Origin of the sequence: Rhodococcus sp. ARC_M6 (genome assembly GCF_022810305.1) — a bacterium.
In the GTDB taxonomy this organism is placed as follows: Bacteria; Actinomycetota; Actinomycetes; order Mycobacteriales; family Mycobacteriaceae; genus Rhodococcus_F.
Genome location: NZ_JALGQH010000022.1, coordinates 78,897 through 105,868, shown reverse-complemented (window position 1 = coordinate 105,868; position 26,972 = coordinate 78,897). Strand labels below are relative to the sequence as shown.

Genomic DNA, 26,972 nt, shown 5'->3' with positions numbered 1-26,972 from the left:
TAACACAGCACTTGCTCGTCCGGATGAAGGGCTAACGCATCGACCGCGGCAACCCGGATGGCTTCCAGCCGTAGGATTTCCGCTGATGCCGTGATGGCGACTTCCCGCACGTCGCACGGCCGCAGTTTCCACAGCATGCCGCGCACATTAATTGCAGAACCAGCTACAACATCGGCAACTACGGTATCGACGCTCATCGGATCCCCCATCCTTGCCCCCAATTGTACTCGAACATCTATTCGAGTCAAGGGAAACTTCACCACCAACAGAGACCCGATGCCGACGCCCCAAACGGGGTAAATAGTCTTTTTTGACGACAGATCGTGAGACTCTGGAGTTATGCATGCTGCCGCCCCCGGAACCGAGGCACCGATCGAGCCCTACGGCTGGAAAACCATCGCAGCCAGCATTTTCATCGTGGCCGCAACGATCGTCACTGTGCTCTCCAACTGGACAGGCACCGCCCCGATTGCGCTCGGTTCGTTGACCGGAATCGTCGGAGGAACACTCCTGATCATGTCGGTGTCGAGAACTCTTCGAGAGAATGCCGGCCAACGAATTCCGCATTCTGGGCACCCGCCAGTACGGCCGCGCCGTGGCGATCTCCTAGCTGGAATCGGCCTTACGCTGGTCGGACTCGGGCCTTGGGCAGCATTCCGAGCATCCGACGCATCATCAGGAACTCCGCTGTTTCTTGCTCTCGCAGCTTTCGTGCTTCTCGTGTCTATTGTCCCGAAAGTTGTCCACAACAGACGCATTGAACCTGCGGGTGAAGCGTAAGACTTTCGTCACGACATACCCGTACATCGCAAAGTGATATTCAGCCGCCCGGCCGGCAATCCGCTATCCGGATCTGCACTCCCTGCAATCACTTTCGGCACACCGTGATACGCAAACCGTGATTGCCCACCGAAAACAAAAAGATCACCGGACTGCAATTCAAGATCGATGTACGGCTTGTTTCGACTCGACGTGTTCCCGAATCGAAAGATGCAACTCTGCCCGATACTCAGGGACACGACGGGTTCGTCAGTGCGCTCGTCTTTGTCCTGGTGCATTCCCATGCGGGCGTTCTCGTCGTAAAAGTTGATCAGCGCAGTATCTGGCATGTACAACCTTCCCGAATCTGCATACGCCTCGGTCACAGCGTCTCGACCCAACTCGATCAGCCAATCAGGGAGTGGCGCAACCGGAGCACCGTTCACGTCGTCGGCTGTGCGCGTGTATTTGTACGGTTGCCAGTGCCAGCCAAGGCAGACGGTTTGCACCGACATCTTGTGTCCACCAGGCACAACCGCCGAGCGCATCGGAACGGGCGCACTCGCCCACCGCCGACATTCGCTCACCAGCGTGCGCTGCAGACCCGAGCTGAGCCACCCTGGGACGTGGACGGCCCCGGGTGCCACCTCCATCCGAGGACGGGGAATCAGCGCATTCATGATTTCCACGCTACCCAAACTCTTGACGTCCTCCACCTCGACTCGTATCGTAATCAATAGATTGGTTGATAAAGGAGATGGTTGATAAGTGATCCTGGATCCGGCGGCCGACGAACGCCTCGACAAAGCGTTCATGGCACTCGCAGACCCGATACGGCGGCGGATCATCGCTCGCCTGAGCACGGGCCCCTTGACGGTCAACGATCTGGCCGAGCCGTTTGAGATCACCAAACAAGCTGTCTCCAAACATATTCAGGTACTGGAATCTGCCGGCCTGGTAACTCGCAGTCGCGATGCCCAACGGCGCCCGGTACATCTCAACGCTGCCGCACTCGAGGCTCTGACGGCCTGGATAGATCGCTATCGACTGGTCCACGAACAACAGTTTCGCAAGCTCGATCACATCCTGAACACCACGCAGAAGGAGAGTTAGCCATGGGCACCACCACCAACCCTGTCATCATCACGGCTCCTGAGGGAGTGCCGTTTATCGACATCACCCGCGAGTTCGACGCACCCGTCAGTGCGGTGTTCCGGGCACATTCGGATCCTGACCTGATCAAGCAGTGGCTCGGCCCGAACGGATACGAGATGGAGGTCGAGGAATACACCTTCGCCAGCGGCGGCCGATACAAGTACATCCACCGCAACCCCGCGGGCGAGGAGTACCGGTTCAACGGAGTGTTTCACGTGGTTCGCGACAACGAATTTGTCATCCAAACTTTCGAATACGAAGGCTTCCCCGACGTAGTCAGCATCGAATCCCTGACGTTCGAAGACCTCGGAAACGGCCGTACTCGCCTCTCCGGCCATTCCGTGTACCCGAGCCTCGAAGCGCGCGACGGCATGATTGCGAGCAACATGGAACTCGGCGTCCGTGAAGGTTACGAGCGTCTGGACAAGATCGTCACACAGCTCTGATCGACTATTTGCCCGAACACTCACTGCGAAAGGCACTCTCATGGACTGGACCCTCGAAGTTGTCATCGTCCCCGTCAGCGATCTCGAACGCTCCATCGCGTTCTACCGGGATCAGATCGGCTTCAACCTCGATCATCACACGGTGAACGAGCACATGACGGTCGCTCAACTCACCCCGCCCGGTTCGGGTTGTTCGATAGTCATCGGCAACCTCCCGTCACAGACCGAGATGGCACCGGGATCCTTGAAGGGACTCCAACTCGTGGTTGCCGACGCGGCGAAGGCGAGAGCGGAACTCATCGAGCGCGGGGTCGACGCCAGCGAGGTCACCGTCTTTGACGAGCGTGACGGCGGTACCTTCTTCGGTTTCGCTGATCCCGACGGCAATACCTGGGCTGTGCAGCAATTGAAGGTTCGCGGCGAAAAGCCGCTCATCCCTGTCGAGTACCGGGATCGGTTCGGGGCCTAGCGGGCGTCTTCCACACCACATACGCTTCGGGCATACACACTGCGCAGGGACGATAGCCGGCCGCAATCGCGGTCGGCTCATCTGCGAAGAAGACACGACTCGCCACGTAGCCGCCTCGCGCAATGGCCTGCGCTGCGCCGCGGCAGTCGAGTCTGCCGTAGATCTTGGTTTTCCGGTGTCCTCCCAACAAACCGGGAGTCTCGCTGTCGTATGGCTTGTTATCCGGCCCCCGGAGTACATACGTCCTATTCGGCATCATGAAGCACCAGCCCCAAAGTTCGACGAAAACCTGATCGTACGACGCTCACCCCATGCCGCACAGGCACTCTCGACCACCCACGAGATCCGAGAACGGGTCGATCACGGGTCGTGAAGATCAGTGCGTGGCCCTGCTCGAGAACTGTGACAGTACCTTTCGACTGTGCACGCGGACGCTGCTCGACAACCATGAACTCTCCTCCGGCGTGATCGACTCGCGGCCGATCCAGTCCGATTACCACTTGCAGCGGGAACACCAACTGTCCGTAGAGATCTCGATGCAGGGCATTCCAATCTCCCGGCCCGTACGTCAGAAGAATCGGCGTCGGCCGCGTTTGGCCGGCACTGTGGCACTGCACAATCCAATCGTCGAAAGCATCCGGCCAGGGCGCCTGGTCGCCGAGCTTGAATGCCCACTCCCGTGCCAACGGCAGGAGCTTTCGGTAGAACGCACCCCGTAGTGCCGTGATCGGTACTGGTACAGGCTCACCGAAGTATCGATATTCACCTTGGCCGAAGCGATATCGAGCCATGTCGATCGTGCTGCGAAAGCGACCAGCTTCCCCGTACCACGACGCGATCTCCGCGCACTCCGACGCAGTGAGCAACGGCCCGCCCTGCGCGCAGCCGATTGCCTCGATTTCGTCGATCAGTGCCGGCCAATCGAGGGAATCGACACGAACGGGCAGATCGCTGAACTGGTCCATACTTGATAGACGACCGGAAGGTGCAGTATGTGAGCCACCGGTCTTCCACTTCCGAGATTTAACTGTAACTTGGCATACTGACTACCCGCGAAGAATGAGGGAGAGCCGTGCCGGATCCAACGCAACGTCCTGTCGGGCCTTACTCGTCAGGCGTGCCCGCCGGTGCCCTCGACGTGCGCATGCCGGACTTGGAGCGCTTCGGCCTCCCCCAGTTGTGGCGATCGGCCATTATTGCAGTGGTCCTGTCGACGTCCATCATCTTGGCTTTGATCGTCTGGCCGTTCCGCAGACGTGGACGCACCATTGCCGACGCCGCTTCTGACGGACTGGTGGACGGCTTCATCACCCTCGGTCCGACGTTCGTCAAAATCGGGCAACTCGTTGCGTCGTCGTCGGGTATCTTTCCCGCCCCACTGGCCAATGCGTGCTTGCGTTGCCTTGACGACGTTCCGCCGTTTCCCGCTGACCAGGCACGTGGCATCGTCGAATCAGACCTCGGTTACTCGATCGCCGAACTTTTTGCGGAATTCGACGACCATCCACTCGCGGCTGCGTCCGTCGCCCAAGTACATGCGTGTGTCCTGCACGACGGACGCGAAGCCGTCATCAAGATTCAACGACCAGACATTTACGCGCGCATGTTGATCGATCTTCGGGCCGCGTACTGGGGTGCGAATATTCTGGAAAAGTTTGTCGAGTTTCTTCGAATTGCCAACGCTACTGCCATTATTCGCGATCTACATACGGCTACGATGACTGAGCTCAACAGTGCCGTCGAAGCTGATCGCCAAACAACCTTCCGAAACAACATCGGAACATTCGGCGACAACAAGGGCGTTACGACGCCGGAGGTGTACTGGGATTACTGCGGTCCCCGAGTCATCTGCATGGAACGTATGCGCGGAGTGCCTCTCGATCGATTTGTCGCTGGTCCGGACGGCGTCGACGAAGCCCGCATGCTCGTTCGTCGCGGCGTGAAAGTCTGGCTCGAATCCGTCATTGTCCACGGTCCTTTTCACGGCGACGTCCACGCCGGGAACCTGTGGGTGCTCGACGACGGCCGCATTGCGATGCTCGATTTCGGCATAGTCGGCGTTCTCCCCGAAACGTGGCGGACGATCCTCTCGGATATGTTCCGCGCAACGTTGATCGACGGTGATTTCGCCCGCGTCGCACGAGGTATTCGCGCCTTGGGATATGCCACGGACTACGAGGTGGACGACGACCAGCTCGGCTTACAGGTTGTCACCGCGCTGGCACCGATTCTGGGACGTGATCTGGGTGAACTCAAGCTGAGCGAACTCATCATGGCACTCGTCAACCTGGGCAAGCAGTGGGGTGTCGCGAGTCCTGAGGAGTTGGTCCTTTTCGGCAAGCAACTGGGGTACTTCGAGCGGTACGCAACGGCTCTCGCTCCTGGCTGGGTGATCGGCCAGGACCTCTATCTCTTCAAGAATGTCTTCCCCGAAGACGTTGCCACCAAAGCGCAGCAATTGGGTATCACAATCCCTGATTGACCGCTGTTGCACTCGATCATCGCCGACATTCCCGGCGCGGGCGCTAATCTGAAGCAACACTCGCGCAAGGAGCTTCCAGTGCATCCAGCACCCGTCACGATGACAGAGCACGAACCAGCCGACAATCGAGTCGGTACTGGTGCCGCAACCCTCGGTACGCTCGTCAGCTCTCTCGACAGTTCCGTGATCGAGTTGCTCGACAGCCCGGACGGTCTCGGGGTCGAGATACGCTCGATGACACTCCTCGAGACTGGCGATATCGAAGATTCGGAAACCATCGGGGCAATTGCCGATGTTTATCTGCCGGTCGGAATTTCCGTTGATGTATTGATCGCCTGGTTGCAGGTATTCGAAGGGCGCCAACATCGCCCGAAGCTGATGTTGGTCAAAAACGCGCGCCCAGAAGTTGCGCTCCGGAATGCGGCAAAGAAATCAGGGATCGCCCTTGCAGCCGTTCACCCGAAAGCCAGCTCCGGACATATCTATTCACTGATACAGAAGTTACTGACGCAGAGCACGTATCGCTCGCGCTCCGCCGAGAGTTCTGCGCCTACCGGCGATTCCGACCTGTTCACACTCTCCGAAACCGTCGCAGAACTGACCGGCGGTTTGGTGACAATCGACGACAACGCCCTCCATATTCTGGCGTATTCCGCAGGCCATGAGGGCGAGGACGATCTGCGACAACGATCGATCCTCGGTCGAGAATGGCCGAGCGCGTATACCCAATGGCTGGACGAGCAAGGAACCTTCGAACATCTACGACGCTCGGACGCCGTCGTAGATGTACCTGCTGAACCGAAAATCGGTGCCGCTCAACGATTGGCAGTGAGCATTCGACGTCCGGATCAAAGAGCTGAATCCACATCGGATACGCAACAACAGCATCTCGGAACGATCTGGGTACAGAGCACAGACAAGCCACTCGCCGACGATTCCGATGAGGTACTGCGGGGCGCGGCGGCAGTAGCGTCACGCATCCTGATCAGAACGCTCGACGCGTCCAGCCGCGAGAACACACAGGTCCAGCGCTTGTTCGGAGCCATGGGCGGCGGAATCGACGTCACATCCCTGGCCGACTCACTGTCATTATCCATCGAAGGCCCCGCAGCTCTTGTAGGTTTTTCGACCGATAAACAGGAACCGGCCGATCTACAGCGACTGACGAACTCACTGCGCCTGCACGCCAGCGCTTTTCGACGCGATGCCGTCACCACGCACATCGTCGACCGGGTGTATGTACTCTTCCCACACGCGGAAGAAGACGCGCTGATCGGCGAATGGGCCGCTGATACCATCCAGCACTTGGAAATTCGTTCGCAGGTTGTCGCGCGTGCTGCGGTCGCCGTGATGATTCCACGCTTGTACGGAGTCCCCGAGGCCCGCAGAGAAGTCGACCGCGTACTGGACGTTCCCGGGGACAAGCCTTCTCGGGTAACAACACTGGCGGCGTCCCGCACGGCGGTCCTGCTCGGCGAGATCCTCGATTTGGTGGGCAGTCACGACCGACTTCGTGATCCGAGGGTTGATCGACTACTTTCCTACGACGACAAGAACTCTTCCGACATGCAGTTCACACTCGCGACTTATCTCGCTGCATTCGGTGACGTGAAAAAGGCTGCGGCGCTGCTGAATGTTCACACCAATACGTTGAGATACCGCGTCCGGCGCGCCGAGCAAATCATGGGTATCTCGCTCGACGAATCGGATACACGACTCCTGACAGAGCTACAATTGGCACTCCTCGCTCGTGGCCCGGCCGAACCCGAGCGCCTGAGTTCCGATGCTTGAAATCTGATTTTCGCGTATGTTTCCTCAGATGACCCGCACCGCAGCGCAGCGCCCGAACCGCCGATCCGTTCTACGCAGTGCCGCAATCGGCCTCGGTGCAGTCGCTGCCGGTTCTACTCTGGGGCCGCTGTCTTCTCTCGGACCCCTGTCTGCGAAGGCAGGGGCCTCCCCAACCCAACTGACCGGCAAGACCGCAGTGGTAGTCGGCAGTGGATTCGGCGGCGCCGTCGCGGCGTTGCGTCTCGGCCAGGCAGGCGTGCAGACCACAGTCCTCGAACGGGGTCGACGGTGGCCGATCCAAGCTGATGGCAACACCTTCTGCACAGTCAACGAGCCCGACGGTCGATCCGCTTGGTTCAGCGACCACCCGCCCATCAACCAGTTGACCCGGCTACAGACCATCCCCCGGTATCCCGGTCTCATCGACCGGATCACGGGCAACGGCATCGACGCCGTCTACGGGGTCGGAGTAGGCGGCGGCTCCCTGGCCTTCGGGGCATTCACCCCGCAGCCCCGGCGCAAGGATTTCACCCAGGTATTCCCCAGTCAGATCGATTACGACGAACTCGACCAGACCTACTACCCGCGCGCCAAGAAGATGCTCGGCACCTCGCCGCTACCGGCCGATCTCCTCGCGGATCCTTCCTACAAGGGCGCCCGAGCTTGGCTCGATTACATCAAGGATTTCGGCGGAGAGCCTGTCCTGCATGACTTCTGCGTCGACTGGGATGTTGTGCGCGAAGAGCTTGCCGGTCGCAAGCCCGCTTCCTATTCCGCCGGAGAGGGCCCTTACGGCACCAACTCCGGCGCCAAGAACAGCGTCGATCACAACTATCTGCCGTCTGCCGAGGCCACCGGCAACGTGAGTATCCTTCCGCTGCACGAGGTCACGGAGATTCGCGAGATCTCCGGGCAGGACGGGTTCGAGGTTTCGGTCAAGCGGATCGACGAATCCGGCGCGGTACTCGAGACAAAAACTCTCGTCGTCGACTACGTATTCATGGCGGCCGGCTCCTTCCATACCTCCTCCTTGCTCGCGACTGCCAAAGCCAAAGGGTCGCTGCCACGGCTGAACGATCAGGTCGGCAAGGGTTTCGGCAACAACGGCGATTTCCTGATCGCACGCGGCTTGCTGCGCCGCGACTGCGGCGCCAAGCAGGGCGGTCCCGGTGTCGCCTTGATGTACGACGACGACAACCCTTACGGCCCGATCTCGATGTCCTGGGAGGCCTCACCGTTCCCGGACATCGCCGGCGGATCGATGATGGCAAATCTGATCCAGGTCATCTCCGACGAGCGCGGCTCGATCGACTACAACCCCGCATTGGGCCGGGCCGAGTTGAACTATCCGCACGGTGAGGCCGACAGCGACGTCGACGCACGCGGTCGCAACTTCGCGGGCCGTTTCCACGAGCGCACCGAGACCCGGTTCGGCTCCCCGGCAACCGGTGTCCCGATCTATACCCGGCTCGCGGACTTCGGATCCGGTTGCACCTGGCACGGTCTCGGAGGCATGGTGATGGGCCAGGCCGCCAGCTACGAGGGTCAGGTCCACGGCTACAAGAATCTGTTCGTCGTCGACGGATCTCTCTTGCCGGGGTCGTCGGCTCTGGTCAACCCAGCACTGACCATTACCGCTGTCGCGGAGCGGTGCCTCGATCACTTTGTCGAATCCCGCGCCTGAACCCGAACTCTCTTTCCTTCCATCACGTTTCCGATCAACGAGACAACTCGCCAAGTAATGGGCCATTCATGGGTACATAACATTCGTACCCGAATTGAATACCACTTATCTCAGGAGCCCTCTTGCGCACTCGTGGAGCCGTAATCCGTCAAGCGCCCGGCAAGTACGAGGTCGTCGACCTCGAACTCGATTCACCCCGTACCAACGAACTCACCGTCAAGATGGTCGCCTCCGGCCTATGCCATTCGGACGACCACATCGCCACTGGTGATCACGGTGTCGGCCGCTACCCCATCTGTGGTGGGCACGAGGGCGCGGGCATCGTCGTCGAGGTCGGCCCGCACACCCAAGGCTGGGCCGAAGGTGACCATGTCATCTTCTCGTTCCTCGCCGCGTGCGGCCGCTGCCGCTGGTGCGCAAGCGGAATCCAGAACCTCTGCGACAACGGCGCAGCCATCATGACGGGTGGCCGTCCCGGCGACGTCGAGAGCTTCCGCATGTCCTTGGACGGTGAGCCTGTTTCACAGACCTGCGGTCTGTCCACTTTCAGCGAATACACCACTGTCAGTACTCTTTCTGCTGTCAAGGTCGACAAGCACCTCCCCTTGGAAACACTGTGCCTGCTCGGCTGCGGCGTCGGTACCGGCTGGGGCGCAGCGGTCAACTCGGCCGAGGTCTACCCCGGCCAGACTGTGATCGTCATGGGTGTCGGCGGTATCGGGATCAATGCCGTGCAGGGAGCCGCTCATGCCGGAGCCGCCCACATCATCGCCGTCGATCCTGTCGAATTCAAGCGTGAAAGCGCCGTGAAGTTCGGTGCCACGCACGCGGTGTCGACGATGGAAGAAGCAACCGAGATCGCCCGCTCCTTCACCAACGGCCAAGGCGCGGACTCCGCCATCGTGACTGTCGGCGTCACCACCGGCGAACATGTGGCACAGGCGTTCTCGTCGATCCGCAAGGCCGGAACGTGCGTCGTCACCGGACTCGGCAAGATGACCGATATCGGGATACCAGTGAGCCTGTTGGAACTCACCCTCTACCAGAAGCGAATTCAAGGTTCCCTCTTCGGCGCATCCAACCCCACCGCCGACATTCCCTGGATGATCGATCTGTACACCAGCGGAAAGCTCAACCTCGACGGATTGATCACCAACCGCTACACACTGGACACCATCAACGACGGTTTCGCGGACATGCATGCCGGCCGTAACCTGCGCGGAGTCATCAACTTCTGACACTCCCGAGAAGTTGCGGAGCGTGCGGAAAGCGCCCTCCGCAACTTCTGTCGGTGGCAACCGAGACAATGGACACCGGACCGTGTCCACGGCCCCGGTTCAGGAGGGCAAACGATGACTGCGAACGGTTACGTAGACGTGCGGCCGCTGCGGCCTGATGCCTTGTTCAAGCAGATCGCGATGCCCGGGTGGGTTGAACTGCACGTCAGGCAGATCAACCTCCGTACCCCCTCCGCCACACGGTATGCCGCCTGCGCGGTGGATGCCTGGCAACGTACTCCAGAAATAGCGTCGGCCGAACCGGATCGCAGTCGTATGACCATCTGGGCGATACGCAAGGCCGAAAAGGCGACGCGCTTGGCACAGGAATCCGAGGCTGCAGCCACACTCGAGCGCCGCAGGTCACCTCGACTGTCCGACGAAGACATGAAAGCACTTCGCTCCATGCATGATTCAACCGAAGGCAAGTTGGCCTATTCCGCCGCGGTGGTCGCCGCCGATATCGAAAACTCCCCAGCCTGGACGGATCCGCACTTCGCACGCCACCACACTCATGTCGACCTCTTTCGCCAGGTCACGGATATAGCCCTCAGTGCCCGCGGTCTCCTGCGCGCCAAAGAGGAGTTGGGGCCGAAACCACCACAGGCCTTGGAAAAGGACAGCGACGTGATCGAGGTGTTCCGTCACCATACTCAATTGCACCAGCGCAGATTGGAGGCGATCACGCAACGGCTACAGGGATTGCTCCGCTATCGCGAGAACGTCTTAGCCTGCGAGACCATCATCGAGAAGCGGGAGTGGTTGGCCCAGCACGACCGCCGCAGGGAACGAGCTCAGTTCATTCCCGAGATCACAGATTCTCTTGCCGGTGAAGATCTTCAGCGCGCAACCGACGAAGTCGAATACAACACGGCAACTGCCCTGGGTGTCCTGGAGGAGAGCGCCCGACGCCTTTCCCACATCATGTCGTAGCAACCCAACCCATAACCGATTGCTACACATCTCGGGAGATCGCCGGCTACTTGATCGACGACCCGTGCTGCGTCAACGGCATGACCTCGATGGTCATGTACGGGAAGAGTGGCAGATTCCAGAGAATCTCGTGCAATTCGTCAGCCGACTCGACATCGAAGACGCTGATGTTGCTGAACTGACCCACAATTCGCCACAGGTGTACCCACTTGCCTTGCCGTTGCAGGTCTTGTGAGTACGCCTTCTCCGTAGCGACTGTTTCGGCTCGCACAGTCGGATCCAGATCGCGCGGAATATCGACGTCCATCCGTACGTGAAAGAGTGCCATGTTCTTTTCCTCTAGTTCCTGGTCCAGGACTTGACGGCGTCCATGTTCAGTTCCACACCCAGGCCGGGTCCGGAGGGGAGATGCAACTGTCCTTCGGAGTACTTCAGCGGTTCCTGCAGCAGTTCCTCGCTGAAGAGCAGCGGACCGAAAAGCTCTGTTCCGAAGTTGATTCCTGGCTCGGCGCAGGCGAAGTGCAGCGAGGCTGCGGTACCGATCGGACCTTCGATGGACGTCGCACCGTGGCATGCAATCCCCGCAGCTTTCGCGATCGCGACGATCTCGCGACTGCGCTGCAGTCCACCGCATTTGGTGGTCTTCAGCGCGATGACGTCAGCGGCCGAGCGACGGGCGATCTCGAGTGCGTCGTGCGGCGTCTGCACACTTTCGTCTGCCATGATCGGAATCGGTAACAGCCTGCTCAGCTCGGCAAGTACCTCAATTTGGTCTGCGGGAGTCGGCTGTTCGATCAACTCGACGCCACCTTCCGCCAACTGTGGCAGGTACCGCAAAGCGGTAAGTCGATCCCACCGCGCGTTGACGTCGACCCGCACTCCGGCCTGCCCGTCGAGCGCCTGCGCAATCTCGATGATGCGCGCCGTGTCAACTGCGGGATCGAGTGCACCCATCTTGAGCTTGAAGCTGAAATTCATTCGAGATTCCAGCTTTTCGTGAGCTTCTTCGATGATCTCGGCGGCAGGAGCGGCGCCCAACGCCCAAGTAACATCAACACTCTCACGAAATGCCCCACCGAGCAGCGTGTGTACGGGCACTCCCAGGCTACGGGCCCAGGCGTCGTGCAACGCCACGTCGACGGCAGCCTTCGCGAACCGCGCATTGGCCACGACCTTCTCGATATCGAGCATGATCGAGGTGATCTGATCAACTCGCCTACCGACAACCATTGGCGCAATGTATTTCTCGATGATGACCTGCATCGTCTCGACCGACTCACCTCCCCACCACGGTCCGCCGGGAACAACGCCTTCGCCGTATCCGACTACACCGTCGGACGTACGGATCGCGACTAGCAGGAGCGGTTGTGCGGTCATCGAAGTGGTGGCGAACTTGTGCGGACGCACCAGAGGAACGTCAAGGATGGCCGTCTCGATGGAGACGATCGACAGGTCGGTCATCGAATCACTTTCTCTTGTTGCGACACTGAATCAGGCCGGGTCGAGCACGAAATCGTAAGTGACTCGGTTAATTCCGTCGACACCCGGCTTCGGGTCCAGGATCAGCTCGGGCTTGGTGGCCGTGGCAACGTCGCTCTCGATCCACTCGCCACCGGAGAAGTACAACTGGGTGGTGACTGTTCGCTTGCCCGGAGCCTTCACCATGAGGTGCAGATGCGCCGGACGCCACGGGTGCCAGCCCGCCTTCTCGATGAACCAACCGGTGGGTCCGTCAGTCGGAATCTGATATGGCGCAGGCTGAATGGTGGTGATCTCGAAACGACCATCGGCGTCGGCTTCGATGGTTCCGCGCAGATTCCCATCCGGAATGTGCGGTGCGAAGTGAGAGTAGTAGCCCTCGTCGTCTGCGTGCCAGAGTTCGACCGTTGCGCCCTCGAGCCCCCTGCCCTCGAGGTCGCGAACCTGTCCCTCGAAGACAAGCTTGGATCCAATCTCGTTATCGCGCATGGGGAGTGTGCACTGGGCAGGCAACGTCTGCGAATCAGCCACGTAATAGGGCCCCTCGATACTGCCCTTGGTGCCACTCTGGCCACGATAGGCGACCTCTTCGACGTTGTGCTCGACGAAGACGTCCAGCCACAGCGGCCACTCACCGAACTGGCCGATGTCGATCAGCCATTGCTTGAGCACGCGGTACTCGGGGTATGTGATGCCGTGCTTGTCGATGACCCCGGCAAGTGCCTCGAGGACATCCTTGGCGATGGCCGAAAGACGTTCGGGAGACGTGGCCGCGGAGACTCGCTCCTGCAGGAACTTGTCGGTGGCGGCATTGCCCGAACCGGCTGCAGTGGGGCTCTCGGAAGTGGTCATGTGGTCCTCCTCGGGAAGTGAATGGCTGTTACCGGGCGGGCGCCGAACTGCTGGGCTGAGTCGACTCCCGAAGTCTGGTTGTACGCTGTGCGTACATCTGTTACGCTGTGCGTACGTAAGTACTGTGCGCCCAGTCACAAGGTTTGTCAAACTTCTCACCCGACCGGACGACATCTCCGCAGATGAAAGGCCATACCGTGACCGAGACAGATCGCGATTACATCCAGAGCCTCGAACGTGGTTTCGCAGTTCTCATGGCCTTCGACGAGAACCGCCCCAACCCCTCACTAGCCGACCTGGCAACCGAAACCGGGCTGTCCAGACCGGCAGTGAGACGCATACTCCTCACACTCCAGAAACTCGGGTACGTCACCGGAAACAACAGCCGATGGTCCCTCACCCCGCGGGTTCTGAGCATCGGCCAGCACTACTCCGCATCACACGCCCTCACCGAAGCTGCACTGCCGCGACTCATGGAAATCGCGGAGCGCACCCACGAATCAGCCTCTCTCGGCGTCCTCGACGGCGTGGACGTCGTCTACGCCGCCCGAGTACCGGTCCGACGCATCATGAGCATCAACGTGAGTGTCGGAACCCGAGTGCCGGCATACGCCACGTCAATGGGCCGCGCCCTACTGGCCTGGGCGCCAACCGAAATCGTTGACAACGTCATCGCCAACTCGACGTTCGCCGCACTCACCCCCACGACGATCACCGACGAAGGTGCATTCCACACTGCACTTCGCGTCGTACGCGAGCATGGATACGCCCTCACCTCCGAAGAGTTGGAAGGTGGCCTGATCTCACTCGCGGCACCGGTCCGCGACGCGAGCGGAAGCGTCATCGGTGTAACGGCGTGCTCATCCTCGGCGGGACGGACCACCCCGGAAGCTTTCCGCATCGAAGTGGCACCTTTCCTGGTCGAAAAGACCAACCAACTCAGCGTTGATCTGGGATATCGCGGCTGAATAGGAATCCGACGAACCCCACGCCCTTGGTCAGGACTAGGCATTTACCTAGTGTGACCCAGGCCACACAATGTCAAGGTTAATTCAGTACCGGACGCAGCCCCGTCCGGAAAGCGGGCCCAGCACCGATTTCGACAGCCCTCGGCTGTCAGCTGATCGCCCACTCGATCTGGAGGTTACCCATGACGGATATTTTGGACGCTGCCCACAGCACCAGCGAGTACTCGAGTATCCGCGCATTCCTCGACGACGCTCTCATCGAGGACCCGGAGACCGGCCGATACCAGGTGCGGCGCAGCGTCTTCACCGACGAGCAACTGTTCGAGCTCGAGATGACCCACATCTTCGAGGGCAACTGGATCTACCTCGCCCACGAAAGCCAAATCCCCAATGTCGGTGACTATTTCACCACCCACATGGGTCGTCAACCCATCGTCATCACTCGCAACAAAGAAGGCGAATTGGGTGCGCTGATCAACGCGTGCAGCCACCGCGGCGCGATGCTCTGTCGCCGCAAGACCGACAACCGCACCACGTTCACGTGCCCGTTCCACGGCTGGACGTTCAACAACTCCGGCAAGCTACTCAAGGCCAAAGATGCTCGTACCGGCGGCTATCCGGAACAGTTCAACAAGGACGGTTCGCATGACCTGACCAAGGTGGCGCGATTCGAAAGCTACCGCGGCTTCCTCTTCGGCAGTCTCAATGCCGACGTTCTCCCCCTCGAAGAGCACCTCGGCGCCACCACAAAGATCATCGACATGATTGTGGACCAGTCCCCAGACGGTCTCGAGGTTCTTCGCGGCGCCTCCACCTACACCTACGACGGCAACTGGAAGCTGCAGACAGAGAACGGAGCTGACGGCTACCACGTCTCGTCGACGCACTGGAACTACGCGGCAACCACCGCCCGTCGCACGGCCGGTGAATCGGCCAACGAGACCAAAGCTATGGACGCCGGCACCTGGGGCAAGCAGGGGGGAGGCTACTTCTCGTACGACTACGGCCACCTTCTCCTGTGGATGTGGTGGGGCAACCCCGAGGACCGCCCGCTGTACGAGCGCAGAGCAGAGCTGGAGGCCGAATTTGGTTCCAAGAAAGCCGAATTCATGGTCGGCGCGTCACGCAATCTCTGCCTCTATCCCAACGTGTACCTCATGGATCAGTTCAGCAGCCAGATCCGGCACTTCCGTCCGATCTCGGTCGATCAGACGGAAGTCACGATCTACTGCATAGCACCCAAGGGCGAAAGTGCAGATGCTCGCAGTAATCGCATCCGCCAGTACGAGGATTTTTTCAACGCATCAGGTATGGCCACTCCAGACGACCTCGAAGAGTTCCGCTCCTGTCAGAAGACCTATCAGGCCGGCGGCGCACCGTGGAACGATCTGAGCCGCGGCGTCACGCACCAGGTCGTCGGCCCCAACGATGTCGCGAAAGATCTTGGCATGGAACGAGTTCTCTCCAGTGGAGCCAAGACCGAAGATGAGGGCTTGTACCCGATTCAGCACGGCTATTGGCGCGACGCCATGCTCGCGGCAGTTGATGCCGAAGAAGCCGGCGCCCAGCGTACCGATTCCACCCGGACGAACTGAGGAACTCGATCATGACCACTGCAACCGACACCACGCTCACCCAGCACACCATCGAGCAGTTCCTCTACCGCGAGTCACGCTACCTCGACGACCGCGAGTTCGAGAAGTGGATCGAGTGCTATCACCCGGATTCCGAATTTTGGATGCCGGCCTGGGCCGATGACGGTGAACTCACCACCGATCCGCAAACCGAGATTTCACTGATCTACTACCCCAACCGGGGTGGTATCGAGGATCGCGTCTTCCGAATTCGAACCGACCGCTCCAGTGCGACCAGCCTTCCCGAGCCTCGGACGGGGCACAACATCAGCAACGTCGAGATGACCTCACAGCGCGGAACCCAAGTGGATGTGCGCTTCAACTGGTTCACCCTCTACTGCCGCTACAACAGTGTCGACACCTACTTCGGCACGTCGTTTTACACGATCGACTTCGCCGGCGAACAGCCGTTGATCATGAAGAAGAAGGTCGTACTCAAGAACGACTACATCCATCACGTGGTGGACGTCTACCACATCTGACCGGCACTTCTTCTTCACGAATCGAGCTGTTTCCCATGAGTTTTCAAGTTGCACTGAGTTTCGAGGACGGCATCACACGCTTCGTCGAATGCAATTCCGACGAGACCGTCGCCGACGCGTCGTACCGGGCACGAATCAATATCCCACTCGACTGCCGCGACGGAGCGTGCGGAACGTGCAAGTCCTTGTGCGAGTCAGGCAGTTTCGACGGAGGCGACTACATCGACGAGGCCCTCACTGACGACGAGGCCGAGCAGGGTTACTGTCTGCCGTGTCAGATGGTGCCCGAGTCCGATCTGGTTCTTCAGATTCCCACCACGTCCGCAGTTGCCAAGACCGCCGCTGGTTCGTATGTATCCACGATCACCGAGATAGTGCGACACTCCGATACCACCGTCGGGTTCACCGTCTCTGTCGAGAACCGCACCGATCTGGTGTTTCTGCCCGGTCAATACGTGAATATTCTTGTTCCCGGTACTGATTCGACCCGCTCATACTCGTTCAGCACCGGCCCTACAGCCGAGGATGCGTCGTTCCTGGTCAAGATCACCCCGGGTGGATTGATGTCGGACTACCTCAGCGAACGCGCACAGGTTGGCGACACACTCGAACTCACCGGGCCGATGGGTAGCTTCTTCCTACGCACCCAACAACGTCCGGCCCTGTTGTTGGCCGGCGGCACCGGCCTCGCGCCTCTGCTCTCGATCCTCGAGAAGATGCGTGCCGACGGCTCCGAGTTGCCTGTTCACCTGATCTACGGCGTGAGCTCCGACGCCGATCTCGTGGAGCTGGATACGTTACACAAGTACACAGAACTACTGCCGCAGTTCACCTTCGACTACTGTGTGGCCGATCAGGACAGCTCCGCCCCGAACAAGGGTTACGTCACCGGGTTCATCGAACCCGCACATCTCGACGACGGAAATGTCGACGTTTACCTGTGTGGTCCGCCGCCGATGGTCGAAGCCGTACGTCAGCACTTCAAGGACATGTCGATCACTCCCACGAACTTCTACTTCGAGAAATTCAATACGGCAGCAACTCCTGCACCGGCCGCGGCCACCGAGCCCACCGAAGCAGAGCGTGCAGCAGCTGTCAAAGCTGCTGCCGAGACCGGACTTCCAGCGGTATTGGCGTCCGTTGCAACGGACGATATCGGCTCGTACGAGATCGGTGAGGAACACCTACCCGTGGCCGAATCCGACGCGCAGTTCGATGCCCGGATGGCACTCGAACTTGGTGCCATGGAACTCACCATCGGCCGACTCACCCCAGCGCAGCTGATCGAATACCGAATCCTGGCCGAGAACTCTGCCGCGTCGATCGAACGCGATCGATTCACGGACGCAGCGGCATTCACCGAAACCAATGCGCTGTTCCACGACTTTCTGTTCCGTTGCACCGGCAACGAGATTCTCTTGCAGGCGTACCACCGCCTCGAGGTCACCGAGCTCATGAACCGGATACTGCGAACAGCAGATTGGGTCGACGAGCACGTTGCGGAAGATCACCTGCACATCGTTCGCGCATTCGCAGAGAACGATCGAACCGCCGCACGCGAGTTGATCGTCGCACACAGTGAGCATGCCAAGGCCACGATGCGCTGCGCCATCGCAGACAATCACCTGAGCATCGCGCAATGAGCCCGCGAATTTTCGCCGGCCGATTCGACAACCGCGTTGTCGTCGTGACGGGTGCCGCTCAGGGCATCGGGCGTTGTGTTGCCGAAAGAATCTCCGCCGAAGGCGGTTCGGTGGTTCTCGTTGACCGGGCGGAACTCGTACACGAGGTGGCCGGGGCTCTCGAGCGCTCGCATTCCGTTACTGCCGATCTCGAACAGTTCGAGGGAGCACAGAGAGCAATAGACCAGGCGCACAAGTACTTCGGTCGGATCGATGTGCTGATCAACAATGTCGGCGGAACTATCTGGGCCAAGCCGTACGAGCAGTACACACCGGAACAGATCCAGGCGGAAGTTCAACGCTCACTGTTTCCCACGCTGTGGACCTGCCGGGCAGCATTGCCCTACCTGATCGAACAAGCACGCGGCACCGTTGTCAACGTCTCGTCCGTCGCGACTCGCGGAGTCAACCGCGTTCCGTATGCGGCCGCCAAAGGTGGCGTCAGTGCTATCACGGCGGCACTGGCCATGGAAGTAGCGCAGTACGGAATACGTGTTGTAGCAACAGCTCCCGGCGGAACTGAGGCGCCGCCTCGCGTCGTGGCCCGCGGGCCCGGTGCACAGACCGAGGACGAGAAGGTCTGGTACCAGCAAATCATCGACCAGACGGTCGATTCTTCACTGCAAAAGCGTTACGGCACACTCGACGAGCAAGCCGCGGCCATCACCTTCCTCGCCTCTGACGAGGCGTCGTATATCACCGGCACGGTACTTCCCGTCGCTGGTGGTGATCTCGGCTGACCCGGACTCGAAGTCTCACACCCACTTCTTCCTGATCTCTCGAACGGAGATTCGCCATGTCGTCAACCGAACGTGGTTCCTGGGCAAGCGCCCGCCATCGCTCGTCAGTCCTGTGGGTGGTCGCGATCGCCGCGATCGCCATCCTGTTCGACGGATACGATCTCGTCGTCTACGGCACGATCCTGCCGGTTCTAATGGATGATCCAGGACAGATCGGCGCACTGTCCGCGTCACAGGCCGGCGCGTTGGGTTCGTACGCCCTTATCGGAGTGATGGTGGGAGCGCTGACGTGCGGCGCGATCGGTGACCACTTCGGGCGTCGAAAGATGATGCTGATCAACATCGTCTGGTTCTCGGTAGGTATGGCGCTGGCGTCATTCGCCACCAGCATCACCTCCTTCGGACTACTGCGATTCTTCACCGGCATCGGTGTCGGCGGACTCGTCGCCACGGCGGGCGCGATGATCGCCGAATTCGCGCCGCCGGGACGCCGAAACCTTTTCAACGCCATCGTTTACAGCGGCGTACCGGCCGGCGGCGTGATGGCCTCGATACTGGCGATCGTCCTCCGCGATGCCATCGGCTGGCGCGGACTCTTCCTCATCGGAGCGCTCCCCCTCCTCCTCCTGTTTCCGCTCGCGTGGTTCCGCCTTCCGGAATCACCCGTGTGGCTGGTCGCACGCGGACGCATCGACGAGGCAGAAGCCGTGTCCTTGAAGACCGGAATTCCCCTGCCTGTCAACGTAACTCGACCTAGCGGAGCCGCCGCGGAGAAAGTCGGTTTCCGCGCGCTCGCCAGTAAGCAATATGTCTGGGGCACAGCGCTCCTCGGCCTGATGAGTTTCGCCGGACTTCTCCTCACTTACGGCCTCAACACCTGGCTGCCCAAGATCATGGAGAACGCCGGGTACAACGCCAAGGGATCGCTCTCATTCCTGCTGGTGCTCAACGGTGGCGCCATTATCGGCGGCCTTCTCGCCTCCCGGATCGCAGACGTCACCGGACCTCAACGCGTCGTGGCCACAACCTTCGGGCTTGCCGCTCTTGCTTTGCTGCTGTTCACCTTCGGCTTCCCTCTGCCTGTCCTCCTGGCATCGGTGGCTATCGCCGGCGTCGGAACCATCGGAACGCAGGTCCTGATCTATGGATTTGTGTCCAACTACTACTCGACGTCCGCCCGTGCAGCCGGTGTCGCGTGGTGCGCAGGTTTCGGTCGCCTCGGCGGAATATTCGGGCCCCTCATCGGTGGGAGCTTGATCAGCGCAGGTATCAGCTCGGAATCAGCGTTCTACGTCTTCGCAGGCATCGCCGTACTGGGTTGCATTGTCACGTTCTTCGTCCCGAAGCAGAATCCGCATCTCAATGCTGCGGCGGTACCGGTAGAAAAGGAAAACAGCAGTGAGCCCGGCGTTACGGTGGTGGGGTGACCCATCGTGGAGTGCTGGTCGGCCGAGAGCGCGAACTCGCAGCTCTCGGCCTGGCCTTGTCGACGGCGCAGCAGGGGGCGCCGACGCTTGTGCTCGTAGAGGGGGAAGCCGGCAGTGGCAAGTCGACACTCGTCAACAGGTTCACCGAAGTAACGGCGCAGCACACTCTTCGGCACGCACGCGGGCTGGAGTGGGAATCGCAGACCCCTTTCGGTGTGGTTGAGCAGCTACTCGAACACCCGGTCTCCGTCGCCGATCCGGTGTCGGCGGCCAACGAGATTCTCACAGCTTCGGAAGGTCTCACCATCGTTGTGGTCGACGATGCTCACCACAGTGACGTCGAGTCACTCCAAGCCGTTACGTCGGCACTTCATCGCGGTCGGGACAGCCGGCTACTGATCATCTTCATCGCCGAGGAATCGTCACACCTGAGCAAGGCGGTCAGTCGAATTCTCGAGCTTCACTGGGCTCAGCGTCTACACATCAGCCCACTCGACGCCTCCGCTATCAGCGAGATCGCGCGGGTGCGCAACGGTATCGATCTGAGTTCCGGTGCCGCACGACAACTTCAGGAATTCACAGCAGGAAACACCCTGGATGTCATCTCACTTCTGGATGAGTTACCGCCGACGCATTGGTCCCGCTGGCACCGCACGTTGCCGCTTCCACGGCACCGAGCTGCGTCGATTGCTCATGACCTCGCGACGTGCAGCGATGATGGGCGCACGCTCGTCGAGGCAGCTGCCGTACTAGGCGACGGCACCATGTTGTCCCACCTCTCGCAGTTAGCCGACGTCGAAGACATCGTGGGCGCCCTGGACAGCGCCTGCGGGAGCGGGCTACTCACAATCCACGAACAGCGCGGCAGCACCGAAGTATCCTTTCGAGGTCCGATGATCTCGGCTGCGGTGAACGCGACGTTGGGGCCCGCTCGGTTGCACCAACTTCACCTGCGCGCGGCCGACATCGCCTGGGGCGACGGCGAGCGCTTGTTCCACCTCGCTGCCGCGAGCACCACCCACAACGAGAACCTCGCCTCGGATCTGGTCGGCTACGCTACATTACGAGCCGTCGAAGGTGCCTGGTCCGAAGTTGCCGACGCTTTGGTCACGGCCAGCCGCCTTACGGTCGACAAGAGCGAGCACGAAGATCGCCTCCTTCGGGGGGTTGACGCACTGACCGGATCCGGTGATATTCCGCGGGCAATGGTCTTCGCACCCGAAGTCGAAAGCATCACACGTAAGCCGCTTCGCGACGCCGTGCTCGGGTACCTCGCTATCCATCGCGGACGCCCCACCGAGGCCGACGGATTGCTGATGCGCGCCTGGGATAGTTGCCCGGCGAATCTCGAACCTGGCACGTCGGCGTTGATCGCTCAGCGCATGGTCCTGCATTCCCTGGCCAGGCTGGACGGAGCGGCCCTGGTCGAATGGGTTGACCGCGCAGTTGACTTGGTGGGCCCCGCCGATCCCGCTGCAGTCGAGTCCGAGGCAATCAAGGGGCTCGGGCTGGGTGCTACCGGGCACGCCACCCAAGCCCTGGCCGCATACGAAGAGCTCTCCGACCGGGTTCGCCCCGGAGCTCAAGCCCAGCGGTTCCAGATGGGTCGCGGCTGGCTCGAACTTGCACTCGATCACCCCGAATCTGCCCGCCGTGACCTGGAAAGCGCTGTATCCACCGAGTTCTCCAGCGGTTCGGCGCGGATCTCACTGTGGGCACAGGCCTGGCTCGCTCGCACCCAGTTCGCGCTGGGCGCTTGGGATGATGCCCTGACGACGGTCGGAAATGCGGGTGCCGAACTCGATCGATTCGAGATCGAAATAGTTCGGCCACTCGTTCATTGGTCCGGAGCTCAAATACATGCCTTGCGTGGAAACTGGGAACTGGCTCGCGACCACGTGCGTCGGGCGCACGCCGGTACCCACTCGTACGAGATCATGTATGTCCCTTCCCTTCTTGCGAGAGCCCAGTTCGCCGAAGCGGCAGCGGATTATCCCGACGTCCTTCTGGCGCTGGCGCCGCTGACATCGAGCAGCGCACAGCGATGGCTCGACGAACCCGGATTCTGGCCTTGGGTCGATCTCTATGCCAACGCTCTGGTCATGGTCGGCCGAGTGGACGACGCCGACGCATTCTTGCGACCGCACGAGTCGACAGCCCGAAAGCGTAAACACCGTTCCGCAACGGCCCGGCTCGGCTACGTACGTGGCCGAATCCATGGCGCGCGAGGCGAACTCGATGCTGCACGCGAATGTTTCGACGAGGCACTCATGGGCATCGCGGAGCTACCGCTTCCCTACGACCGCGCTCGGATCAACTTCGCCTACGGCCAGACACTCCGCAGGGCTGGGAAGCGCGGGGACGCCGATGTTGTCCTCCGCGCCGCTCGTTCGCTGTATCTGGCACTGGGCGCCGGTACGTACGTGGATCGTTGCGATCGAGAGCTACGAGCCGGAGGGTTGAATCTCTCTCGCGGAGACAAGGGAATCACCGACCTGACTCCGCAAGAGCGTGCGGTTGCCGACCTCGTCGCCGCAGGCAAGAGCAACAAGGAAGCTGCAGGTGAATTGTTTCTCTCCGTCAAGACTATTCAGTATCACCTCACCCGCGCGTACGCGAAGCTCGGATTGCGTTCACGCAGCGAGCTCGCGGCATTCTTCCGCGAGCGTGGACTCTCCGATCCGCACCAGAGGACCTGAAATATGACAAACACCCGCGCTGACCAAACGCCGGCACGCGTCGTAATAGAGCCTGTGCCGCAACCTGTTCACCGACTGCGGCAAGTCCTGCGTGACTTCGGCGGAATGTACGCCGCGAACGCCGTCATCGGTATCGTCTTTTCCGCGACGGGCCCGGTGGCCGTGATCCTGGCTGCAGGATTGGCCGGAGGACTGAGCCAAGCACAGTTGGCGTCCTGGCTTTTCGGCGCATTCTTCGTCAACGGAATCCTGACGATTACCGCGTCGTGGCTCTATCGCCAGCCACTGGCCTTCTTCTGGACCATTCCGGGAACCGTAGTCGTCGGCGCGTCATTGGAGCACCTGCCCTGGGAGCAGGTACTCGGCGCTTTCTTCGCCACCGGCCTTCTGATATTGCTTGTCGGATTGACCGGGTGGATCAGACCGATCATGTCCGCGCTCCCCATGCCCATCGTAATGGCAATGGTTGCAGGGGTTTTCCTTCATTTCGGCACTGATTTAGTCGAGGCACCGGCACACGACGCAGCCATCGCGCTACCGATGATTACGACATTTGTTGCACTCAGCGCGTTCACGAAAGTCGGCCGCTTCGTTCCTCCCGTCCTCGGCGCGTTGATCGTCGGCGTGATCATGATCGCCGTATCCGGGCGATTCAATTCCGGTGGCAACACCCACGAGTGGTTCGCGCATCCAGTCCTGACCACTCCACAATGGTCCTGGCAGGCAATGGTCGAATTGGTTGTGCCGCTGGCCATCACAGTCATCGTGGTTCAGAACGGGCAAGGCATCGCGGTGTTGCGCACGGCCGGGCATCAACCTCCCATCGGAACTGTGACAGTTGCCTGCGGCGCCTTCTCACTTGTCAATGCGGCAGTGGGATGTGTGTCGACCTGCCTCACCGGCCCGACCAATGCTCTGCTCTCGGCGTCCGGTGAGCGAACAAGGCAATACACCGCCGGCATTTTCTGCGGACTACTTGCTGTTGCCTTCGGCTTGTTCGCACCGACATTCGTGGCAATGATGCTGGCCACGCCCGCAGCCTTCATCGTCACTCTGGGCGGTTTGGCAATGCTGAAGCCACTGCAGGGCGCCTTCGTCATCGCCTTCGGCGGCCGATTCACTTTCGGCGCCTTGGTCGCATTTCTGGTGACGATCTCCGACGTCGAACTGCTCAACATCGGCGCCGCGTTCTGGGGCCTAGCATTGGGTGTCATCGCCTCGCGAATTCTCGAGAGCAAAGACTAAGTCGCCACTTGACATGCGATTATACGCATTATTTACTTTGACAACCATTTGCAATAAGGGCTAGATCTATAGTCATGCAACTCAACACCCGCACATCGCGGAGTCTCGCCCTTGCCACATCCGTAGGCCTCTCACTCACCCTCACAGCCGGATGTGCGTCGGACACCGACAACTCGCCACCAATGGAAACCGGTACCACAGCAACAATTCCCAAAGAACAGGCATCGGCAATGCCCCGCCTCGCTGTGTCCTATGACGGCGGCCTTCTCATTCTCGACGCAACCACGCTCGATACCGTGGGCGAAACGGAGATCGACGGGTTCACCCGACTCAATCCCGCCGGCGACGGGCGGCACGTCATGGTTTCCGCGGGCGACGCCTTCAAGGTTCTCGACACCGGCACGTGGTCCTCGACCCATGGTGACCATTCCCATTACTACACAGTTGATCCCGCGATGACAGACGTCGAATTCTCCGCCAACGAACCCGGACACGTCGTCAACCATGCCGGAAAAACCGTCCTGTTCAACGACGGATCAGGCCTCGTCGAAATTTTTGATCCGACGCAATTGGCAAAACGCCAACCGCGCGTCGAGACCGTCGCGACGCCGGAGCCTCACCACGGGGTAGCTGTGGTACTGGCCAACGGTAATCTGCTGACAACTATCGGAAACTCCGAGTCACGCAGCGGTATTGCCGTACTCGATGCCGACCGCAAGGAAATCCTGCGGAACGAGCAGTGCCCCGGCATCCACGGCGAAGCCGTTGGCGCGGGTGAAGCAATTGTCCTGGGCTGCCAGGACGGACTACTCGTCTACAAGGACGGCGCTATCACCAAGGTTCAGAGCCCAGACCCGTACGGCCGGATCGGAAATCAGGCCGGGTCCGAGGAATCGGAGATTATCCTGGGTGACTACAAAACCGACCCCGAGGCAGAACTCGAACGCCCGCAGCGAATTTCGTTGACCAATACGTCGACCTCGGAACTGAAACTGGTCGACCTCGGAACCAGTTACACCTTCCGGTCACTGGGTCGTGGACCACACGGAGAAGCATTGATTCTCGGCACCGACGGCGCTATCCACGTCATCGACCCACACTCGGGTGCGGTGATCAACAAGATCGCGGTAATCGGCGAATGGACCGAACCCACGGAGTGGCAAGACCCTCGCCCAACGCTCTTTGTCCGCGACCACACGGCCTACGTCACCGATCCCACTTCGAAGAAGCTGATCGCCGTCGACCTCGAAGACGGCAGCATCGCCGCACAGGCAACACTCGATCACACTCCCAACGAATTGACCGGCGTCAGCTAGCGCGGTTCCTCGGGGCCACCTGGTCGGCCCTCCTGCGTCGATCGCGGCTCTCCCGGTTCAGGAACGGCATGTTTCGACGTTGCAGGATCGATAGTGTCAGCATGGTCCTGGAGCCGATTCAACTCGTCCCGCGAACTGACTGCCTCCCTCCGATGCTCGGCCGCATGCTGTTGCAAGGCTGAAGCTTCCGCAGATTTTGCGTCGGCTTCAGCCTGCACCATGCGCGCTTTTGCCGCGCTCTCCTCGGCCCGCGCTTCCCGCTGACCGACCTGGAGCGACCTATCCGCCACGTCTTCACGAATCTCTTGCGCCTCGGCATGACGGCGCTCGTTACGCTTGTTTCGCGCGACCCACGCGAGCGCAGCCACGATCACGATCACTACGACCACGGCAACAATAATCCAAACAATGCTGCTGGTACTCATACTCCGAGTGGTACCCACCGGCGCAGTTCTCACACACGGCACGGAGTCGATTCGAAACTACTCAGGAGTCCCACCGGAAAGGAGCCTCGACAGATCGGGATGGCCGAACAGTCCGGGCATGCCGCCGGTGTGAAGGAAGACCGTCCGGGAACCCTTAGTGATCGCATTGTCAGCGACCAGCGCCGTCAAACCGGCAAACGCACGGCCGGTGTAGGTGGGATCAAGAAAGATCCCTTCTGTTCGGGCCAGTCGACGGATCGCGTTACTCGATCCGTCGGTCAACGTCGAATAGCCCTGCCCGACGTGATCACGCTTGATCTGCAGTTGTTCGGCACGAATCACTGGCCCGGGCATTTCGTCCAGTAGCGCGGCAACAAGTGCGCCAGGATCGCTCACAGCACCGACATCGACGCCGATCACGCGTTCCGGACCCAAATGGGCAACCAGACCGGCCATTGTTCCGCCGGAACCAACGGCCACCACGACACGGTCGAAGCCGTCGACTTGTTCTTCGATTTCACGTGCGCAGTCGACATACCCCTGTGCCGAGACCGCGCTCGTGCCACCGAAGGGAATCACGAACGGCACCCCTCCGGAACGAGCAACGTCCTCGGCGATACTCGCGACTACCGATCCGCTCTCGCTGCCTGCCCAGACGATCTCTGCTCCGGCGATTTCATCGAGCACCAGGTTTCCCTGCGTCGTTTCCGGCCGAGCACCACCGAGCACCAAGATGCACTTCAGCCCAAGCCGAGCAGCAGCGGCGGCCGTCAATCTCGCGTGATTACTTTGCGGCGCACCGGAAGTGATCAGAGTCGTCGCACCGGACGCCAATGCCTCGGTGCAGCTGTACTGCAATTTTCGAATCTTATTGCCGCCGCCGCCCAGTCCGGTAACGTCGTCACGTTTGATCCACAGATCATTCGGTCCGAGTCCCAATGACTCCGCTGCCCGGGGGATGCGTTCGAGCGGTGTCGGCCAGCTGCCAAGCGAGATCGGGATCATGAATGTCATCGTAGCGGGCCGG

26 protein-coding genes and 1 pseudogene are annotated in these 26,972 nt (G+C 60.5%); 18 read left to right on the top strand and 9 right to left on the bottom strand.

Features of this window, described 5'->3' with window-relative positions:
* Window positions 1–197: pseudogene (locus MTX36_RS20920) on the bottom strand (HNH endonuclease); the annotation flags it as partial.
* 142 nt (window positions 198–339) lie between these two features.
* Between MTX36_RS20920 and MTX36_RS20915 the strand changes: the two are divergent.
* Window positions 340–780: a hypothetical protein gene (locus MTX36_RS20915; protein WP_243621598.1), complete on the top strand. Its 441-nt coding sequence runs from the start codon at window positions 340–342 to the stop codon at window positions 778–780.
* 8 nt (window positions 781–788) lie between these two features.
* Here the strand turns inward: MTX36_RS20915 and MTX36_RS20910 are convergent, their stop codons facing one another.
* Complete coding sequence (locus MTX36_RS20910) at window positions 789–1,439, bottom strand: alpha-ketoglutarate-dependent dioxygenase AlkB (protein ID WP_243621597.1); 651 nt, start codon at window positions 1,437–1,439, stop codon at window positions 789–791.
* 88 nt (window positions 1,440–1,527) lie between these two features.
* Here MTX36_RS20910 and MTX36_RS20905 point away from each other — a divergent pair, with 88 nt between their 5' ends.
* Genes MTX36_RS20905 through MTX36_RS20895 form a run of 3 tightly spaced genes read left to right on the top strand, consistent with a single transcriptional unit; the run spans window position 1,528 to window position 2,829 of the window.
* Complete coding sequence (locus MTX36_RS20905; protein WP_374230512.1) at window positions 1,528–1,872, top strand: ArsR/SmtB family transcription factor; 345 nt, start codon at window positions 1,528–1,530, stop codon at window positions 1,870–1,872.
* A gap of 2 nt (window positions 1,873–1,874) precedes the next feature.
* Window positions 1,875–2,360: an SRPBCC family protein gene (locus MTX36_RS20900; RefSeq protein WP_243621596.1), complete on the top strand. Its 486-nt coding sequence runs from the start codon at window positions 1,875–1,877 to the stop codon at window positions 2,358–2,360.
* 40 nt (window positions 2,361–2,400) lie between these two features.
* Window positions 2,401–2,829: a VOC family protein gene (locus MTX36_RS20895; protein WP_094270328.1), complete on the top strand. Its 429-nt coding sequence runs from the start codon at window positions 2,401–2,403 to the stop codon at window positions 2,827–2,829.
* Here the strand turns inward: MTX36_RS20895 and MTX36_RS20890 are convergent.
* Together MTX36_RS20890 and MTX36_RS20885 are read right to left on the bottom strand one after the other, a co-directional pair.
* On the bottom strand, window positions 2,792–3,085 hold the full coding sequence (locus tag MTX36_RS20890) for an Ada metal-binding domain-containing protein (protein WP_243621602.1): 294 nt from the start codon (window positions 3,083–3,085) through the stop codon (window positions 2,792–2,794). The two genes, MTX36_RS20895 and MTX36_RS20890, sit on opposite strands and share 38 nt — an antisense overlap.
* Window positions 3,075–3,794, bottom strand: coding sequence for a 2OG-Fe(II) oxygenase (locus MTX36_RS20885; RefSeq protein ID WP_243621594.1), 720 nt, complete (start codon window positions 3,792–3,794; stop codon window positions 3,075–3,077). Before MTX36_RS20885 ends, MTX36_RS20890 begins: the two co-directional genes overlap by 11 nt.
* 107 nt (window positions 3,795–3,901) lie before the next feature.
* Between MTX36_RS20885 and MTX36_RS20880 the strand changes: the two genes are divergently transcribed.
* From MTX36_RS20880 to MTX36_RS20860, 5 genes are all read left to right on the top strand, one after another.
* A complete protein-coding gene (locus tag MTX36_RS20880) occupies window positions 3,902–5,311 on the top strand; it encodes an AarF/ABC1/UbiB kinase family protein (protein WP_243621593.1) in 1,410 nt (469 codons plus the stop codon).
* 78 nt (window positions 5,312–5,389) lie between these two features.
* Window positions 5,390–7,102 (top strand): CdaR family transcriptional regulator, encoded by a 1,713-nt coding sequence (locus MTX36_RS20875; RefSeq protein WP_243621592.1) that lies wholly within the window; start codon window positions 5,390–5,392, stop codon window positions 7,100–7,102.
* A gap of 28 nt (window positions 7,103–7,130) precedes the next feature.
* Window positions 7,131–8,786 carry a GMC oxidoreductase gene (locus MTX36_RS20870; protein WP_243621591.1) on the top strand — a complete coding sequence of 552 codons (1,656 nt, stop codon included), beginning with the start codon at window positions 7,131–7,133 and terminating at the stop codon, window positions 8,784–8,786.
* Between the two features lie 122 nt (window positions 8,787–8,908).
* Window positions 8,909–10,024, top strand: a complete 1,116-nt coding sequence (locus tag MTX36_RS20865; protein WP_243621589.1) for an NDMA-dependent alcohol dehydrogenase — start codon at window positions 8,909–8,911, stop codon at window positions 10,022–10,024.
* A gap of 114 nt (window positions 10,025–10,138) precedes the next feature.
* Window positions 10,139–10,996: a hypothetical protein gene (locus MTX36_RS20860; protein WP_243621588.1), complete on the top strand. Its 858-nt coding sequence runs from the start codon at window positions 10,139–10,141 to the stop codon at window positions 10,994–10,996.
* 46 nt (window positions 10,997–11,042) lie between these two features.
* Here the strand turns inward: MTX36_RS20860 and catC are convergent, their stop codons facing one another.
* The 3 genes from catC to catA are packed head-to-tail and all read right to left on the bottom strand — an operon-like array spanning window position 11,043 to window position 13,327.
* Window positions 11,043–11,324, bottom strand: coding sequence for a muconolactone Delta-isomerase (gene catC / locus MTX36_RS20855; protein ID WP_243621587.1), 282 nt, complete (start codon window positions 11,322–11,324; stop codon window positions 11,043–11,045).
* An 11-nt stretch (window positions 11,325–11,335) separates the two neighbouring features.
* Window positions 11,336–12,457, bottom strand: coding sequence for a muconate/chloromuconate family cycloisomerase (locus MTX36_RS20850; RefSeq protein WP_243621585.1), 1,122 nt, complete (start codon window positions 12,455–12,457; stop codon window positions 11,336–11,338).
* A gap of 30 nt (window positions 12,458–12,487) precedes the next feature.
* Entirely contained in the window at window positions 12,488–13,327 is an 840-nt protein-coding gene (gene catA, locus MTX36_RS20845; protein ID WP_243621584.1) for a catechol 1,2-dioxygenase, read from the bottom strand.
* Between the two features lie 197 nt (window positions 13,328–13,524).
* Here catA and MTX36_RS20840 point away from each other — a divergent pair, with 197 nt between their 5' ends.
* From MTX36_RS20840 to aztD, 9 genes are all read left to right on the top strand, one after another.
* Complete coding sequence (locus MTX36_RS20840; protein ID WP_243621583.1) at window positions 13,525–14,295, top strand: IclR family transcriptional regulator C-terminal domain-containing protein; 771 nt, start codon at window positions 13,525–13,527, stop codon at window positions 14,293–14,295.
* A 182-nt stretch (window positions 14,296–14,477) separates the two neighbouring features.
* Window positions 14,478–15,890, top strand: a complete 1,413-nt coding sequence (gene benA, locus MTX36_RS20835; protein ID WP_243621582.1) for a benzoate 1,2-dioxygenase large subunit — start codon at window positions 14,478–14,480, stop codon at window positions 15,888–15,890.
* 11 nt (window positions 15,891–15,901) lie between these two features.
* Window positions 15,902–16,411, top strand: a complete 510-nt coding sequence (benB, locus tag MTX36_RS20830) for a benzoate 1,2-dioxygenase small subunit (RefSeq protein ID WP_243621580.1) — start codon at window positions 15,902–15,904, stop codon at window positions 16,409–16,411.
* Window positions 16,412–16,446: 35 nt separating this feature from the next.
* Window positions 16,447–18,054 carry a benzoate 1,2-dioxygenase electron transfer component BenC gene (benC, locus tag MTX36_RS20825; protein ID WP_243621579.1) on the top strand — a complete coding sequence of 536 codons (1,608 nt, stop codon included), beginning with the start codon at window positions 16,447–16,449 and terminating at the stop codon, window positions 18,052–18,054.
* The gene (locus tag MTX36_RS20820) at window positions 18,051–18,833 is read left to right on the top strand and encodes a 1,6-dihydroxycyclohexa-2,4-diene-1-carboxylate dehydrogenase (protein WP_243621578.1); all 783 of its coding nucleotides are present in this window, start codon (window positions 18,051–18,053) and stop codon (window positions 18,831–18,833) included. The genes benC and MTX36_RS20820 overlap by 4 nt, the downstream gene beginning before the upstream one ends.
* A 56-nt stretch (window positions 18,834–18,889) precedes the next feature.
* Window positions 18,890–20,260, top strand: a complete 1,371-nt coding sequence (locus MTX36_RS20815) for an aromatic acid/H+ symport family MFS transporter (RefSeq protein WP_243621576.1) — start codon at window positions 18,890–18,892, stop codon at window positions 20,258–20,260.
* A complete protein-coding gene (locus tag MTX36_RS20810; protein WP_243621575.1) occupies window positions 20,257–22,959 on the top strand; it encodes a LuxR C-terminal-related transcriptional regulator in 2,703 nt (900 codons plus the stop codon). The genes MTX36_RS20815 and MTX36_RS20810 overlap by 4 nt, the downstream gene beginning before the upstream one ends.
* Window positions 22,960–22,962: 3 nt before the next feature.
* Window positions 22,963–24,204, top strand: a complete 1,242-nt coding sequence (locus MTX36_RS20805; protein ID WP_243621574.1) for a benzoate/H(+) symporter BenE family transporter — start codon at window positions 22,963–22,965, stop codon at window positions 24,202–24,204.
* A 74-nt stretch (window positions 24,205–24,278) separates the two neighbouring features.
* Window positions 24,279–25,520: a zinc metallochaperone AztD gene (gene aztD / locus MTX36_RS20800; RefSeq protein WP_243621573.1), complete on the top strand. Its 1,242-nt coding sequence runs from the start codon at window positions 24,279–24,281 to the stop codon at window positions 25,518–25,520.
* Here aztD and MTX36_RS20795 read toward each other — a convergent pair.
* Window positions 25,517–25,945, bottom strand: coding sequence for a hypothetical protein (locus tag MTX36_RS20795; protein ID WP_243621572.1), 429 nt, complete (start codon window positions 25,943–25,945; stop codon window positions 25,517–25,519). The two genes, aztD and MTX36_RS20795, sit on opposite strands and share 4 nt — an antisense overlap.
* Before the next feature lie 57 nt (window positions 25,946–26,002).
* Window positions 26,003–26,950: a D-cysteine desulfhydrase family protein gene (locus MTX36_RS20790; RefSeq protein ID WP_243621571.1), complete on the bottom strand. Its 948-nt coding sequence runs from the start codon at window positions 26,948–26,950 to the stop codon at window positions 26,003–26,005.
* Window positions 26,951–26,972: the final 22 nt, after the last annotated feature.

Bases quoted from the DNA above. Each gene is read 5' to 3' on its own strand.
- MTX36_RS20915 (WP_243621598.1), top strand. From the start codon at position 340: ATGCATGCTGCCGCCCCCGGAACCGAGGCACCGATCGAGCCCTACGGC.
- MTX36_RS20860 (WP_243621588.1), top strand. From the start codon at position 10,139: ATGACTGCGAACGGTTACGTAGACGTGCGGCCGCTGCGGCCTGATGCC.
- MTX36_RS20900 (WP_243621596.1), top strand. From the start codon at position 1,875: ATGGGCACCACCACCAACCCTGTCATCATCACGGCTCCTGAGGGAGTG.
- catC (WP_243621587.1), bottom strand. From the start codon at position 11,324: ATGGCACTCTTTCACGTACGGATGGACGTCGATATTCCGCGCGATCTG.
- MTX36_RS20870 (WP_243621591.1), top strand. From the start codon at position 7,131: ATGACCCGCACCGCAGCGCAGCGCCCGAACCGCCGATCCGTTCTACGC.
- benB (WP_243621580.1), top strand. From the start codon at position 15,902: ATGACCACTGCAACCGACACCACGCTCACCCAGCACACCATCGAGCAG.
- MTX36_RS20895 (WP_094270328.1), top strand. From the start codon at position 2,401: ATGGACTGGACCCTCGAAGTTGTCATCGTCCCCGTCAGCGATCTCGAA.
- benC (WP_243621579.1), top strand. From the start codon at position 16,447: ATGAGTTTTCAAGTTGCACTGAGTTTCGAGGACGGCATCACACGCTTC.
- MTX36_RS20885 (WP_243621594.1), bottom strand. From the start codon at position 3,794: ATGGACCAGTTCAGCGATCTGCCCGTTCGTGTCGATTCCCTCGATTGG.
- MTX36_RS20790 (WP_243621571.1), bottom strand. From the start codon at position 26,950: ATGATCCCGATCTCGCTTGGCAGCTGGCCGACACCGCTCGAACGCATC.
- benA (WP_243621582.1), top strand. From the start codon at position 14,478: ATGACGGATATTTTGGACGCTGCCCACAGCACCAGCGAGTACTCGAGT.
- MTX36_RS20805 (WP_243621574.1), top strand. From the start codon at position 22,963: ATGACAAACACCCGCGCTGACCAAACGCCGGCACGCGTCGTAATAGAG.
- aztD (WP_243621573.1), top strand. From the start codon at position 24,279: ATGCAACTCAACACCCGCACATCGCGGAGTCTCGCCCTTGCCACATCC.
- catA (WP_243621584.1), bottom strand. From the start codon at position 13,327: ATGACCACTTCCGAGAGCCCCACTGCAGCCGGTTCGGGCAATGCCGCC.
- MTX36_RS20820 (WP_243621578.1), top strand. From the start codon at position 18,051: ATGAGCCCGCGAATTTTCGCCGGCCGATTCGACAACCGCGTTGTCGTC.
- MTX36_RS20850 (WP_243621585.1), bottom strand. From the start codon at position 12,457: ATGACCGACCTGTCGATCGTCTCCATCGAGACGGCCATCCTTGACGTT.
- MTX36_RS20815 (WP_243621576.1), top strand. From the start codon at position 18,890: ATGTCGTCAACCGAACGTGGTTCCTGGGCAAGCGCCCGCCATCGCTCG.
- MTX36_RS20795 (WP_243621572.1), bottom strand. From the start codon at position 25,945: ATGAGTACCAGCAGCATTGTTTGGATTATTGTTGCCGTGGTCGTAGTG.
- MTX36_RS20910 (WP_243621597.1), bottom strand. From the start codon at position 1,439: ATGAATGCGCTGATTCCCCGTCCTCGGATGGAGGTGGCACCCGGGGCC.
- MTX36_RS20890 (WP_243621602.1), bottom strand. From the start codon at position 3,085: ATGCCGAATAGGACGTATGTACTCCGGGGGCCGGATAACAAGCCATAC.